The 14,395-nt window shown below is 65.8% G+C and carries 8 protein-coding genes; 4 read left to right on the top strand and 4 right to left on the bottom strand.

Annotated features, from left to right (window positions below):
- The first annotated feature begins 204 nt into the window (after positions 1–204).
- Positions 205–2,592 (top strand): ricin-type beta-trefoil lectin domain protein, encoded by a 2,388-nt coding sequence (locus ACFFGN_RS05280; protein WP_380044162.1) that lies wholly within the window; start codon positions 205–207, stop codon positions 2,590–2,592.
- Between the two features lie 62 nt (positions 2,593–2,654).
- Here the strand turns inward: ACFFGN_RS05280 and ACFFGN_RS05275 are convergent, their stop codons facing one another.
- The 4 genes from ACFFGN_RS05275 to ACFFGN_RS05260 form a co-directional block, all read right to left on the bottom strand.
- Positions 2,655–3,422, bottom strand: coding sequence for an enoyl-CoA hydratase/isomerase family protein (locus tag ACFFGN_RS05275; protein WP_380044161.1), 768 nt, complete (start codon positions 3,420–3,422; stop codon positions 2,655–2,657).
- 10 nt (positions 3,423–3,432) lie between these two features.
- The gene (locus tag ACFFGN_RS05270) at positions 3,433–4,626 is read right to left on the bottom strand and encodes an FNR domain-containing protein (RefSeq protein WP_380044160.1); all 1,194 of its coding nucleotides are present in this window, start codon (positions 4,624–4,626) and stop codon (positions 3,433–3,435) included.
- The gene (locus tag ACFFGN_RS05265) at positions 4,623–6,173 is read right to left on the bottom strand and encodes an amino acid adenylation domain-containing protein (protein WP_380044159.1); all 1,551 of its coding nucleotides are present in this window, start codon (positions 6,171–6,173) and stop codon (positions 4,623–4,625) included. The genes ACFFGN_RS05270 and ACFFGN_RS05265 overlap by 4 nt, the downstream gene beginning before the upstream one ends.
- Positions 6,174–6,818: 645 nt before the next feature.
- Positions 6,819–7,913: a glycoside hydrolase family 5 protein gene (locus ACFFGN_RS05260; protein WP_380044158.1), complete on the bottom strand. Its 1,095-nt coding sequence runs from the start codon at positions 7,911–7,913 to the stop codon at positions 6,819–6,821.
- A gap of 588 nt (positions 7,914–8,501) precedes the next feature.
- On the opposite strand from ACFFGN_RS05260, the gene ACFFGN_RS05255 reads away from it, so the two are divergent.
- The 3 genes from ACFFGN_RS05255 to ACFFGN_RS05245 are packed head-to-tail and all read left to right on the top strand — an operon-like array spanning position 8,502 to position 14,395.
- On the top strand, positions 8,502–9,998 hold the full coding sequence (locus ACFFGN_RS05255; RefSeq protein ID WP_380044157.1) for a glycoside hydrolase family 10 protein: 1,497 nt from the start codon (positions 8,502–8,504) through the stop codon (positions 9,996–9,998).
- 15 nt (positions 9,999–10,013) lie between these two features.
- Complete coding sequence (locus tag ACFFGN_RS05250) at positions 10,014–11,525, top strand: non-reducing end alpha-L-arabinofuranosidase family hydrolase (RefSeq protein WP_380044156.1); 1,512 nt, start codon at positions 10,014–10,016, stop codon at positions 11,523–11,525.
- Positions 11,526–11,575: 50 nt separating this feature from the next.
- Positions 11,576–14,395, top strand: coding sequence for a PQQ-dependent sugar dehydrogenase (locus ACFFGN_RS05245; RefSeq protein ID WP_380044155.1), 2,820 nt, complete (start codon positions 11,576–11,578; stop codon positions 14,393–14,395).

The raw sequence follows: 14,395 nt of genomic DNA, 5'->3' as shown, positions 1-14,395 counted from the left end.
CTTCACCAATCAACGTGGGCCCGCGTGGGAACCCGCCTGCATGGTGTCCGCACGCAGGTAACACGGCTTCTCATTGATCAGATACATCCAGCAGCTGACGACCTGTCGTCCGCACAGCAGTCGATAGGCCCCTCGGCTGCTTCCTCGGCACGTAACCAACCGGATCGACCCCGTTGAGCCCGCCCTCCGGAAAGGTGACACCCCATGCCCCCAGGCACCAGATCGTTGACCGCCGCGATACTCGCCGCACCGGCCGCCCTGATCGGATCACTCCTCGTCGGCCCTCCGGCCCTGGCCGCCGACAGCGCGATCGTACGGATTGTTGTCGCCCCCAACGGCAATGACCGGAACGAGGGTTCCGCCGCCAGCCCGGTCGCCTCCTTGGCCAAGGCCCAGGAGATGGCGCGTGCCCGGTCGGGCGAGAGCGACGTGATCGTGGAGCTCGCCGGCGGTGTCCACCGGCTGTCCGAACCCCTGAAGTTCACCAGCGCCGACTCAGGACGCAACGGTCATACCGTCACCTGGCAGGCCAGTCCTGGCGCGACACCAAGAGTGTCCGGCGGCCAGCCCGTCACCGGCTGGACCCAGCACGACGCAGGCGCGAACATCTGGGTCGCGACGGTTCCGCAGGGTATCGACTCCCGGCAGCTCTACGTGAACGGAACACTCGCGCCCCGCGCGTCGATCCCCCTTTCGCGCAACGACGTGCGGATCACCACCACTGGCATGGTCATCACGAACTCCGCACTCAACTACCTCGCCACGCTGCCTCGGCAGAACCGGATCGAGGTGGAGAGCCTGAACTCGTTCACCGACCGGTACTCCCCGGTGCAGAGCATCAGCGGGACCACGATCACAATGCAACAACCCGCGTGGAACAACAACAACTGGGGCTACGACACCCTCGCGAAACCCTTCGCCGGCGGTGGTCTCACGCTGCACAACTCCTACTCGTTTCTGCGGAACGCCGGGCAGTGGTACCTCGACCCCCAGGCCGGACGGCTCTATTACAAAGCGGCCGCGGGCCAGTCGCCCGTGGGCCACGACATCGTGCTGCCGCGATTGACCTCACTGGTTCAGCTGAGCGGCACCTACGCTGACCCGGTCCGCAACATCACCATCCGGGACATGGTCTTCGAGCACACCACCTGGCTCCAACCAGGCAGTTCGCTCGGCTACGCCAATCAGCAGAGTGGCGCCTTCATCGTGTCGACCTATCCGATGCCCGGCGACTTCCTGACCTCATGTCAGTCGGGCTGCCGGCAGTTCGAGGCCACGCGGAACGGCTGGGGGCAGGTGCCCGCCGCCGTACAGGTCTCGGCCGCTTCCGGGGTCAGCCTCATCAACAACACGTTCCGCCACCTTGGCCAGGTTGGCCTCGGTATCGGCAATGACGCGGGCGCGCACCAGTCGGGTATCGGCCTCGGCGCGTCCAACATCGCCGTACTGCAGAACACCTTCACGAATCTGTCCGGCGGCGGCATCCTTGTCGGCGGAGTGCGCCCGGACGCGCACCACCCGAGCAATCCCGCGATGATCAACCGGGACATCCTGATCAAGAACAACCTGGTGACCGATGTCGCCAAGGACTACAAGGACATGGCGGGCATCCTGTCGACGTACGCCACCCGCGCGATCATCGAGCACAACGAGGTGTTCAACCTCGCCTACGACGGCATCGACATCGGCTGGGGCTGGGGCGCCAACGATCCCGGTGGCAGCCAGGACTACCGCAATCGCGGCCTGTACGACTACCAGCCGGTCTATACGACTCCGACCACGTTGCGCGAGACGATCGTCAGGTACAACGTTGTGCACGGCACCAAGAAGTCGCTGCACGATGGCGGAAGTCTCTACAACCTGTCCGCCAACCCGGGTGGCTCGATCGACCACAATCTTGTGTACGACAACCGGAGCACCGTCGGCCTGTATCTGGACGAGGGCTCTCGCTACGTCTCCGTGTCGAACAACGTGGTCATCGACAGCGGGGTCTTCGCATTCACCAACGCCAGCTTTACCAACAACACCAACGACAACGTCTTCGCGGACAACTGGTACAACACCGGCGTGACGAACGTGGCCACCGGGCCGCCGCACAACAACGTTCTCCGGGGCAACGTTCAGGTGACCGGTTCCTGGCCCGTGGCCGCGCAGCAGGTGATGGCGGCAGCAGGTATCGAACGCGCTCTGCGTCCCACTACCGGTGAGCTACTCGCGCTGGCCGCGGGCAAGTGCCTGGATGTCCCCAACAACAGCACCACCCCAGGAACGCAGCTCAACATCTGGGCATGTTCCGGCGGAGCGAACAAAACCTGGACCCGCACCGCGACGGGCCAGCTCACCGTCTACAGCGGCGGCAACCTCCGGTGTGCGACCGCGCTGAACAACCAGACCACCAACGGCACCCCGGTCGTGATCTCGCCGTGCACCGGGGGAGCGAACCAGCAGTGGCAGTTCAACGCGAACGGCACCATCACCGGCGTACAGTCCAGAATTTGCCTGGACGTCAGCGGCGCCGGTACCGGCAACGGCGCCAAGGTGCAGCTCTGGGCTTGCCACGGCGGCGGCAACCAGCAGTGGGCGCTGTCCTGATCACCGCCTGCGAAGGCCCGAATGAGCGAAGGACCGCACCTCGGTCATTCGGGCCTTCGCAATCAAGCGGATTCGAACACAGGCGTGCGCTTGGCCAGGAATGCGTTGGTGCCCTCGCGCATATCGGGTGTGGTGAAAGCCTGCCGGAACGCCGCCGCCTCCAACTCGAGTCCGGTATCGACGTTCGTCCCGCGAGCGCCGTTGATCGCGGACTTGCACAGGGCGACCGCGGCAGGGGAGTTCAGCGCGATCTCGCGCAGCGTACGGGCGGCGGCCGCGAGCATGTCCTGTCTCGAATCGAAGACGTCGTTCACGAGGCCGATGCGTCGCGCCTGCTCGGCGTCGATTTTGCGGCCGGAGTAGATCAGCTCTCGGGCCACGCCGGGACCGACGAGCTGTTGCAAACGTACGCAGCCGCCGAATCCGGGGATCAGTCCGAGCAGCACCTCCGGCTGGCCGAACACCGCCTTGGGGGTCGCGTAGATGAAGTCCGCGGCCATCGCCAGTTCGCAGCCACCGCCGAGCGCGTATCCGTCGACGCACGCGATGACCGGCGCGGGCACGCGCTCCAGCAGGTTCATCACATCCTGACCGAGTCGGCCGAACTCCGCGCCTTCGTCCGGGGACATGGCCGCCATCTCGCGGATGTCCGCACCGGCGACAAACGCAGGTCCAGCTACGGCGGTGAGAATCATCGGTTTGAAAGCAGTGCGGAGGAAGTGCCGTAGCTCGGTCAGCACCTGCGCGGACAAGGCGTTGCGGGCGGCCGGGCGGGTAATGGTCAGCGTCACGATGTCGCTGTCCTCGACGTGCAGGTTCGAATAGTCCATGGTGTCTCCCTCACGAGTCCCAGATGGCGCCAAAGGCCGGAATGCCACGCATTTCCAGCTCCTCGACGATGTGCCAGGTGGTTCTTTTGTTCGAGATGCAGATGACCGCTTCGGCGCCGGACCGCAGATACGCCTGATAGGCCAGCGCGAGCAGATCGGGTTTGCCTTCCGCATCGGTGTCCCAGATGACGGCATCAGGCTGAACCGCCAGAATTTCGTCGACCAAGGCATCGCCGTACGTCTGCCGTGGATGCCGGGTCGACCAGACCAGCAGCGACGGCGTATCACCCGCGAGCAGATGCGGCAGGCACGGGCCGATGCCGCTGCCGGTCGCGACCCACACCACCTTGCGGAACAACTTGTCGATGTTGCCGACGCCCGCGGTCGGAATGCCCTTGACCCACACGTACGGCGGAAGGTCGTCGATGAGCGCGCCGGTCCAGTCCCCGGCGCGCGAGATCGTCAGGCGGAACCCGGCGTGCCCTGGTGCCGGTACGTTCGCGAAGGAATGCCACTCGAGCAGAGGATTCCGGCTCACGGCGGTGGACGAACCGGCGAACGGCGTTACCCCGTAGTCGAACCGGACGATCGCGACATGCCGGGACGGTCGCTCGATTCGGACCGGGACCCGGCGCAACCGCAGCCAAGGCAGGACCACGCTGAACACCACAACCGCGAGTACCCACAGACTCGCCGTACTGGCCGTTTCCATCGCGTGCAGAGCGAAGAGCGCGAGTACGGACCAGCCGCCGAAGCGATGGGCTCGTTCGAACCAGTCGTGCTGGCGGGCTCGTAGCGGCGGTAGCGCCAGCACGATCATCGCCAGCAGCAGCGCCACGATCACCCAGGTGAGGGGGAGGGAAGGCGCGGTGAAAGGGAACCACGCGGTGGCGCAGATCGAGGCGCCGACGTGCAGGCCACCGAAGTGGTACACCTTGCCCATCGTCCACCGGAGCCGCAACGGCCAGTGCGTGGGCACGCTGGTCGCCAGCCGGAACAGCAGGTTGATCACGTACTGCTGGCGGATCAGGACGGCAAGAGCGAAGTTGGCGAGCACCATCGACGGCGCGTCGGCGATCGGGATCAGCGCCACGTTGACCAGTACGACGGCGACGGCGAGCCGGTTGTGATGCGTGAACGGGCGGCGCTTGACCTTGGCGCGTAGCGACTGTCCCGCGGCCGGGAGGACGAGCTGTGTTGTCATGCGACGGTGTCCAGCCGGGATACCAGCGCGCGCCGGTCGATCTTGCCGCGTTCGGTCATCGGCAGCTTGTCCACCGGCACGATCAGCGTCGGCCAGCAGTAGTACGGCAGTAGTTCTTCGACAACTCGGCGAACCACCTCCGGCTGGACCGTGGCCGGGCTGACGAAACCGACCAGCCGATCCTCGTGCAGTACGGCGGCGGCGCCGGCGCAACCGGGACTCTGCTCGAGCGCCGAAGTGACCGCGTCGAGTTCGACCCGGAATCCCCGGATCTTCACCTGGTCGTCGGTCCGGCCGTGGTGTTCCAGCTGACCGTCCGGCGTCCACCGGGCCAGATCCCGCGTACGGAACATCCGGTTCGTACCGCCGAGGAAGGGATCGGGCCGGTACCGTTCGGCGGTAAGCGTCTCGTTGCCCACGTATCCGTCGGTGACACACGCGCCGCCCGCCCACATCTCGCCGATTTCGCCGATCGGGCAGGGCTGGAGCCGGTCGTCGAGGATGTACACCGTCGTGTTCGGCACAGGCCGGCCGATGGTCAATGCGCCGTCGTAGCGCTGCACGGTATTCACGATGGTGACCTCGGTCGGGCCGCAGCAGTTGTGGAAGGCCGCGTGCCGCGACCAGGTGTCGGCGAGGGACTGCGGGCACCGTTCACCGGCGACCGCAACGGTGTGAACGCCCGGGCATGCTGCCGGATCCAGCGTGGCCAGGATGCTCGGCGTCGCGACGATGACGTTCAGGCTCTCCGCCGTACCCGCGAGGTCGTTGCCTCGAACAACCAGTGTGCCGCCGTGTGCGAGCGTGCCCAGGATCTCCCAGGCGGCCATGTCGAACGCGATGTTCAGCAGTTGCCCGACCCGATCACCCGGCCTGATTCCCAACGATCCCGGCTCGGTGAGCAGCACGTTGCAGAGGTTGGCGTGGGTCACCTGGACGCCGTTCGGCTTACCGGTCGTTCCGGAGGTGAAGATCACCACGGCCGCGTCGCCACCCCGATCGGCTCGGGGCGGTTCGGCCTCGGTGGCGATGGTGTCGAGGCAGACGATTTCCCCGAGCTCCGCGGGCACCTCGTGCTCTCGGGTGGTGAGGATGACGCGGATTCCGGCCGTGCTGACGACGTGGCGCAGGTGCTGTGGCGGGGTGATCCGGATGTCCTGCGGCACATAGGCGGCTCCGGCCTTGAGGATGGCCAGGATCCCGACCACCATATGCGCCGACCGCCTGAGGAACAGGCCGACCCGATCGCCCCGCCGGACGCCGCGGGCGGCCAACTGGTTCGCCAGGCAATCGGCCAAGCGGTCGAGCTCTTGGTATGTGAGGCGAACGCCGAGGTGCTCCACCGCGGTGGCCTGAGGACGCATGCGGGCCTGGGCTTCGATCGCGTGGTGGATGCGGCTGAAGGCCGGCCTGGAAACTCGGGCGTGACCGTAACGCTGGAAGAGGATTCGGTCAGCGGGAGGGAGTCCGTGTAACGCGGAGAGCTGAAGCGGTGGGTCCACCTCGTACCTGTCCAGGTATTCGGTTGTCGCGCGGTTGATGCTCATGAGACCTCCTTGGTCAGTACGTCGTGTAGTCGAGCGATCACGAACGGTGTTGGCGAGTGGGCGTGGGGAATCGGCGCGCGTGGTGGCGCGCGCGCCGATTGGCTGCGATCCGCCGGTGTCCGGCCTATTTGGGGCGGTACGACGACCGTCTGCCGGTCGTCGCGCGACGACCGGAACCGCCTGAATGGCGCCGGCCTGAACGGCCCGGATGGATCCGGCTGTGACCGGCCGGACCCATCCGGGAAACTACGCGTATTCGGGTGCGGTTAGACCGCCGGCGGGTTCAGTTGATACCCGCGATGTCGAAATGGGCAATGTCGATAAACACTGTCGAACGCATTACGACCTCCGGTGTGGGGCGGTTCCGCGATCATTGCCATAAGTAGTGAGCTCACTAATCATGGCGACCGGGAAGAACACCGTGGAACTATGGTTGAAAATCAAGCTAGCACAGCGGGATCTCGGCTCGCCATGGTTATCCAAGGGTTTACCTACATAGCAAAGAGGGCAGATCGGCCGGCGCCGATCTGCCCTCTTCTTTCATATTTGTTTGTTATTCGCGCATTGTTGTCAGCGGCCGTGGCGCTGGTCCGCGACCGTACTGGAATCGCCGGCTCGTTTACCCGGCCTGGGCGTCGTGTCTGCTCACAACCCCCAGCCGTACCTGATCCGGTCCCGACCGGAGTTGTTGCGAACGGTCAAGTTCAGATTGGTGCCGCTGCCACTCAAGGCGAACATCGAATACCAGTCGTAACTGCCGCCGTTGGTGCGCTTACCGCCCAGCGCGGGCCAGTAGGTGCCGCCCATTTGGTTGTCACGCATGACCTGGGTGATGGCGCGAATATAGCGGACGAAATTGTCGGTGCTGCTCGCGTTGGCGTAGTTGAGGCCGTTCGACATCGGCGCGCCGTACTCGGTCAGAACCGCGCGGGAAGCGCAGTTGCCCAGCCGCGTCTGAATGTGGCTCCGGAAGCCGTCGTACGTCATTGGGCCGTAGAAGAAGGCGTAGTAGTGGAAAGACAGCAACGTGCCACTGAAGCGGCTGTCGTTGCAGATATCCCGCAGATCCTGGCTCAAGCCGGTGCCGCCGATGAGCACCCGGCTGGGTACCGCCGAATAGTGGTAGCGGAGCCACTCGGCCGCGACGTTGCGCCATTCCGACGAGCTGTAGCCGTGCGGCTCGTTCATCGGCTCGAAGTACACGTTGGCGTTGGAGCCGTAGGTGCTGGTCACGCGGGACCACATCGTGTTCCACGCGCCGTAGTTCGTGACCTTGCCGCCCGAGGCGGCGCCGTCTTCCCAGTAGGCGAGAATGACCTTGAAACCGCGTGCGGTCGCGGCGTCGATCGCGCCCCGGTAGTTGTTCCACCAGGTCGTGCCGACGGTGTGGGTGTTGATCGGCAGCCGGACCGTGTTGACGCCCATCGCCGCCATGTCGTCGTAGAGGGCATTGGCCTTGGCCCGCACGGTCGCGTTGCTGTCGGTCTGGCTGAGGCCTGAAATGACGAGTGGGCCGCGGCTGAAGTTGTCGCCTAGCACGGCCCAGTTCATACCGCGGAACTGATTGGTGGCTGCAGTGGCCGGCGCCGGGCTGACGACGGCGCCTCCCAGCGCGAGTGCGCTCGCCATCACGACGGTCAGTAGTCGGCGCAGCGGCCGAATGCGCCGCTTTGGTGCGGAGCGATTGCCAGTGGACGGCCTGGCGGTCGCGGTACGGAACTCGTGCGGTCTTCCGTTCATGTCTTCGCCTCTCTGAGCGGATCGAGGGCAGCGCCGCTTGGGGCTGACGGGCGGCGCGATCGTTATGCCTGACCTGGACCGGAGCTGGTCCGCCCGGGTCGGACGCCGTGCGATGTGCAAGAAATATGGCGTGGGCGTCAGACCGTGTCCATCAGCCGATCAGAGGTGGGCAAGAACGTTCAGAAGCGAACAAACGCACCCGATTGCAGCAATCTGCGGCAAGGCCGTTCAGCTTGAGGGCACGGACGATCCGCGCGACTCCCGCCACTAAGACGGACTTATTTGCTGAGCCAAAAGTGGATAAGACTGAAGCATTGCGCCCTCCGTAATGTGTCGCGTACGGTCTGCAACTGACCGATCTGGAACGACACCCCCGCCCGGGAGTCACATGGTTCACTTCCGAACTGCTGCTGGCGCATTCGGCGCCAGATTCCCGTCCTGCTCGAAGGACGGCCGCCAGGCCGGCTGAAACAGGCCTGGGCGATTCGTAGTCCTGCTCCGCCCCAGCAACAACGTCCAGGTTCATCGCACTTTAGCTTGGGAGCGCTCCCACTGGCAATGCCAGTTCCCAGCGACAAAGGAGGAAGTATGACCCCGAATTCCGCCCACCGGTGGCGCCGGCCACTGCTCCGCACGGCGATCGCCGCGCTCGCCGTGACCAGCGCCGTCGCGCTCGTTCCGGGCCCGTCCGCCACCGCTGCCGGTCGCGCCACCGAAACGGTTGACGCGATGGCAGCCACTACCCTCGGCGCCGCAGCAGCCCAGTCCGGCCGGTACTTCGGCGCCGCGGTCGCCGGCGGCAAGCTGAGCGACTCGCAGTACACGACGATTCTCAACCGCGAGTTCAACTCGATCACCGCCGAGAACGAGATGAAGTGGGACCACACCGAGCCGTCCCGCAACAACTTCACCTTCGGCTCGGCCGACCGGATCGCCAACCACGCACGCAGCCAGAACAAGCAGTTGCGTGGCCACACCCTGGTCTGGCATTCCCAGTTGCCCAGCTGGGTCAGCGGCATCCGCGACGCGAACACCTTGCGCAGTGTGATGAACAACCACATCAACGTTGTGGCGGGCCGGTATCGCGGTCAGATCCACTCGTGGGACGTCGTGAACGAGGCGTTCGCGGACGGCGGCAGCGGCCAGCTTCGTCCGTCGGTGTTCCGCGACGTGCTCGGCACCGGGTTCATCGAGGAGGCGTTCCGCACGGCCCGCGCCGCGGATCCCGCCGCCAAGCTTTGCTACAACGACTACAACATCGAGGACTGGAACGCCGCCAAGACCCAAGGCGTTTACCGGCTGGTTCGCGACTTCAAAGCCCGCGGTGTGCCCATCGACTGCGTGGGCCTGCAAGCGCACTTCGGTAGCGGCGGTGCGCCCGCCACCTTCCAGACCACGGTGGCCAACTTCGCCGCGCTCGGTGTCGACGTACAGCTCACCGAGCTCGACATCGCGCAGGCGTCGCCGACCGCTTACGCCAACACTGTTCGGGCCTGCCTCAACGTCCCGCGTTGCACCGGTATCACCACCTGGGGTGTACGGGATATCGACTCGTGGCGGGGGAGCGAGAACCCGTTGCTGTTCGACCGGAGCGGCAACAAGAAGCAGGCGTACGACGCCGTACTCAACGTGCTGAACAGCGGAAGCAGCGGCAGTCCGATTCAGGTCGGGGTCAACTACCGGCTGGTGGCGCAGCACAGCGGTAAGGCCGCCGACATCACCGGCGCGTCCACCTCCGCCGGTGCCGTACTGCAGCAGTGGTCGGCCAGTGGTGGGACCAACCAGCAATTCGACTTCCTCGACGCAGGCGGCGGCTACTTCCGGATCCGGGCGCGGCACAGCGGACTCGTGCTGCAGGTGTCGGGATCGGCCAGCGGTGCGGACGTATCGCAGCAGCCCGACACGAACGCCACTGGCCAGCAGTGGCAGGTGACCGATCACGGCAACGGTTCGGTGAGCCTGGTCAACCGGCTGAGCGGCCTCGCGCTGGACGTGTGGGCGGCGTCCGCTGCCGATGGTGCGCGCATCTCGCAGTGGACCTACACCGGCAACGCCAATCAGCGCTTCCAGCTCCAGCGCTCCTAGCCGAAGGAGAAGCCCATGCATGGCATGAAGAGGACTCGGCAAGGCCGGCTCGCTACGGTGCTCGCCCTGGTGACAGCACTCGTGGCCGGCTTGCTTGCCGCGGTCGGCGTAATGCCGGCGCAGGCGGCGACGGTCGACCCGAACGCTTGGTACGTCTTGGTCAACCGCGCCAGCGGCAAGGCGTTGGACGTGTCGGGGGCGAGCGCCGCCGACGGCGCCGCCATCCAGCAATGGTCTCGGCACGACGGCACCAACCAGCAGTTCCAGTTCGTGGATTCCGGTGGCGGGTACTACCGGCTACGGGCGCGCCATTCCGGCAAGGCGCTCGACGTGCTCAACGCCTCGACCGCGGACGGCGCCGGCATCGCGCAATGGACCGAGCACAACGGAACGAACCAGCAGTTCCGGCTGGCCGATTCCCCCGACGGCAACGTCCGGCTGATCAACCGCAACAGCAACAAGGCCGTCGAGGTCTCCAGTGGTTCGACCGCGGACGGCGCGAGAGTCGTACAGCGCACTGACAGCGGCGGGACCAACCAGCAGTGGCAACTGGTGCCCCTGGCAGGCGGTTCGTTGCCGTCGACCTTTCGGTGGTCTTCCAGTGGCGTGCTCGCCGGGCCGAAGGCCGACGCGCAGCATCCCAACCGGTACTCGATCAAGGACTTCTCGGTGGTACGCCACAACAACCAGTGGCTCGTTTACGCCACGACGGCGGGTGCGAACGGTTGGGGGTTGGTGAACTTCAACTTCGGCGACTGGTCGCAGGCCGCGGCGGCCCCGCACACCTACCTGGATACTGCCTCGGCGATCGGTCCCGGTTATCGCGCCGCGCCGCAGTTGTTCCATTTCGCGCCGAAAAACCTTTGGTACCTGGTCTACCAGACCGCCCCGCCGACGTACTCCACCAGCACGAACCCGGCGGACCCGCGATCGTGGTCGGCGCCGCGCACCTTCATCGCGACCGAACCCGACATCGTGCGGGAGAACAAGGGCGACGGTACCTGGATCGACTTCTGGGTCATCTGCGATAGCGCCAACTGCTTCCTGTTCTTCAGCGACGACAACGGCCACATCTATCGGGCCCAGACCACCCTGGCCAACTTCCCGAACGGATTCGGCAATACCCAGATCGTGCTGTCGGATTCGAAGTTCGCGTTGTTCGAGGCGACGAACGTGTACAAGGTGGCTGGTTCCAACCAGTACCTGTTGATGCAGGAGGCGATCGGCAGCACCGGCCGGCGGTACTTCCGGTCCTTCACCTCCAGCAGCCTTACCGGCAACTGGAGCCCGTTGGCCGCAACCGAAAGCCAGCCGTTCGCCGGCCGTAACAACGTCACGTTCCCGAACGGTGCCTGGACCCAGGACATCAGTCACGGCGAGCTGGTCCGGGCCAGCAATGACCAAACGCTGACGATCAATCCCTGTCGCCTGCAGTTCGTCTACCAGGGCCAGGACCCCGGCGCCGGTGGCGACTATCTGAGGCTGCCTTGGCGAATGGGCCTGCTCACCCAGACCAACTCCTGCTGAACACCTGATCCTCCCGCCCCGTCTCGCTGAGCTCAAAAGGTGTGACTGCCATGAAGATTCGACTCAGAGCGGCGATCTCCGTCGCCATCCTGCTAGCCGCCGGTTTGACGGCGGATGTGATCAGCACGGCGCCGCAGGCCGCCGCGCATGCGGTCGATCCGGCCGACTTCCAGCAGGTCGAACTCGCGCGCGGGGTGGCCGAAATGGGTGAACCGATGTCGATGGCGGTGCTACCGGATCGCTCGGTCCTGCACACCGCCCGCAACGGGACCGTACGGCGAACCACGGCGGGCGGGGCGACCAGCGTGATCGGCACCTTGCCGGTGTACACCCACGACGAGGAAGGCTTGCAGGGCATCGGCGTCGACCCGAACTTCAACACCAACCGGTTCATCTATCTGTACTACTCGCCGCCACTTTCCACGCCGGGAGGTGACGCCCCGGACAACGGGACGGACTTCTCGGCGTGGAACGGTGTGAACCGGCTGTCGAGGTTCACCCTCAACGCCAACTTCACCTTGAACACGGCCAGCCAGGTCACCGTGCTGGAGGTGCCGACCAGCCGGGGTGTCTGCTGTCACGTCGGCGGCGACATCGATTTCGATGCCGCAGGCAACTTGTACCTGTCGACCGGGGATGACTCGAATCCGTTCGCCTCGAGCGGCTACACCCCGATCGACGAACGCACCAACCGCAATCCCGCGTTCGACGCGCAACGCAGCTCGGGCAATACGAACGACCTGCGCGGCAAGGTCCTGCGCATCAAGGTGAACGCCAACGGGTCGTACTCGATCCCGCCTGGCAACCTGTTCCCGCCCGGCACCGCGCGGACCCGTCCGGAGATCTACGCGATGGGCTTCCGCAACCCGTTCCGGATGAACGTAGACAAGGCCACCGGAGTGGTCTACCTCGGCGACTACGGACCGGACGCCGGTACGGCGAGTAACAGCCGCGGTCCGGCCGGCATGGTGGAGTTCAACCGGATCACCTCGGCGGGCAACTACGGCTGGCCGTACTGCGTGGGTTCGAACACCACGGCAGAAACCTATGTGGACTACACGTTCCCGTCGGGGCCGTCCGGAGCCCGGTTCAACTGCGCCGCGCCGGTCAACAACTCACCGCACAACACGGGGTTGACCAACCTGCCCGCCGCGCGAGCCGCGTGGATCAAGTACGACAACTGTTCGCTGGCGGCGTTCGGCTGCGGGTCCGAGTCGCCGATGAGCGCTCCGGTCTACCGGTACGACGCCGCCAATCCGTCGTCGGTCAAGTTCCCGCCCGCCCTGGACGGCCACGTCTTCGCGGGCGAGTTCGGCCGGCGCTGGATCAAGGTCATCGACGTGAACTCCGACGGGTCGGCCGGCCAGATCAACCCGTTCCCGTGGCGCGGTACACAGGTGATGGACTCGGCCTTCGGTCCGGACGGTGCGCTGTACGTGCTCGACTACGGCACCGGCTGGGGGAGTGGTGACGCGAGCTCGGCGCTCTACCGCATCGAGTACAACCCGCAAGGCAACCAGGCACCGGTCGCTCGGGCCAGCGCCAACCGGACCTCCGGAGCCGCGCCGCTGGCCGTGACCTTCTCGTCGGCCGGCTCCTCCGACCCGGAGGGCGGTGCGCTGTCGTACTCGTGGAACTTCGGTGACGGAAGCACTTCCACGGCGGCGAACCCGAGCCATACGTACACCGCGAACGGCCAGTACACGGCCACGCTCACCGTGACCGATCCCGCCGGCCGCTCCGGCAACACCAGCCTGATCATCTCCGTCGGCAATACAGCTCCGACGGTCACCCTGAGCAGGCCGGTGAACGGCAGCTTGTTCAGCTTCGGCGATACGGTGGCGTACACGATCACGGTGTCCGATCCCGAGGACGGCACGATCGACTGCAGCCGGGTCAAGCTGAGCTATCTGGTAGGCCATGACAGCCACGCGCACCTGATCACCTCGAAGAACGGCTGCTCGGGCACCCTGACGATTCCCCCGGACGGTGAACACGACACGGCAGCGAACCTGTACGCGGTGTTCGACGCCGAATACACCGACCTGGGCGCGAACGGCCAGCCGCCCGTGACCACCCACACCCAGCACGTCCTGCAGTTGCGGCATCGCCAAGCGGAGCACCACTCCAGCCAGTCGGGCACCGCCCTGTACGACAAGGCGGTCGCGGAGGGCGGCAAGACGGTCGGCGACATTCACAACGGCGACTGGATCGCCTTCCAGCCGTACGCGCTCAGTGGCGCGACGCGGTTCAGCGCCCGGGTCTCGTCGGGCGGCGCGGGCGGCACGCTGTCCGTGCGGACCGGATCGCCGACTGGGGCTGTAGTCGGCACGGTGACCGTCCCGGTGACCGGTGGGTGGGAGACCTTCACCGAGGTGTCCACGACCCTGTCGAACATCCCGAGCGGAGCCGGCACGCTCTACCTGACCTTCGCGGGCAGTGGCTCCGGCTATCTGTTCGATCTCGACGCCTTCACCTTCAGTACGGCGACAAGCGGTGGTGCCGGTCCGATCACCGGGATCGGTGGCAAGTGCGTTGACGTGAGCGGAGCCAGCTCCACCGACGGCGCCAAACTCCAGCTCTGGACCTGTCACGGCGGCGCCAACCAACAGTGGACCCGCAGTGGCAGCACGTTCCAGTCCTTGGGCAAGTGCATGGATGTCACTGGCGGCAGCTCGGCTGATGGCACGCCGGTCCAGCTGCTCACCTGCAACGGGTCCGCCGCGCAGAACTGGACCGTGCAGACCGACGGGACCATTCGCAACGGCACGAAGTGCCTCGACGCCACCGGCGCCAGCTCCGCCGACGGCACCCAGCTCATCATCTGGACCTGCGGCGGTGGCACCAACCAGCGCTGGACCCAGTCATGA

This window comes from Kribbella deserti, from assembly GCF_042434725.1.
Lineage (GTDB): Bacteria > Actinomycetota > Actinomycetes > Propionibacteriales > Kribbellaceae > Kribbella > Kribbella deserti.
This window is presented reverse-complemented; position numbering and strand designations above follow the sequence as displayed.

What these genes read in the sequence shown, in the direction of transcription:
- ACFFGN_RS05280 (WP_380044162.1), top strand. Translation starts at nt 205, where the DNA reads ATGCCCCCAGGCACCAGATCGTTGACCGCCGCGATACTCGCCGCACCG.
- ACFFGN_RS05275 (WP_380044161.1), bottom strand. Translation starts at nt 3,422, where the DNA reads ATGGACTATTCGAACCTGCACGTCGAGGACAGCGACATCGTGACGCTG.
- ACFFGN_RS05270 (WP_380044160.1), bottom strand. Translation starts at nt 4,626, where the DNA reads ATGACAACACAGCTCGTCCTCCCGGCCGCGGGACAGTCGCTACGCGCC.
- ACFFGN_RS05265 (WP_380044159.1), bottom strand. Translation starts at nt 6,173, where the DNA reads ATGAGCATCAACCGCGCGACAACCGAATACCTGGACAGGTACGAGGTG.
- ACFFGN_RS05260 (WP_380044158.1), bottom strand. Translation starts at nt 7,913, where the DNA reads ATGAACGGAAGACCGCACGAGTTCCGTACCGCGACCGCCAGGCCGTCC.
- ACFFGN_RS05255 (WP_380044157.1), top strand. Translation starts at nt 8,502, where the DNA reads ATGACCCCGAATTCCGCCCACCGGTGGCGCCGGCCACTGCTCCGCACG.
- ACFFGN_RS05250 (WP_380044156.1), top strand. Translation starts at nt 10,014, where the DNA reads ATGCATGGCATGAAGAGGACTCGGCAAGGCCGGCTCGCTACGGTGCTC.
- ACFFGN_RS05245 (WP_380044155.1), top strand. Translation starts at nt 11,576, where the DNA reads ATGAAGATTCGACTCAGAGCGGCGATCTCCGTCGCCATCCTGCTAGCC.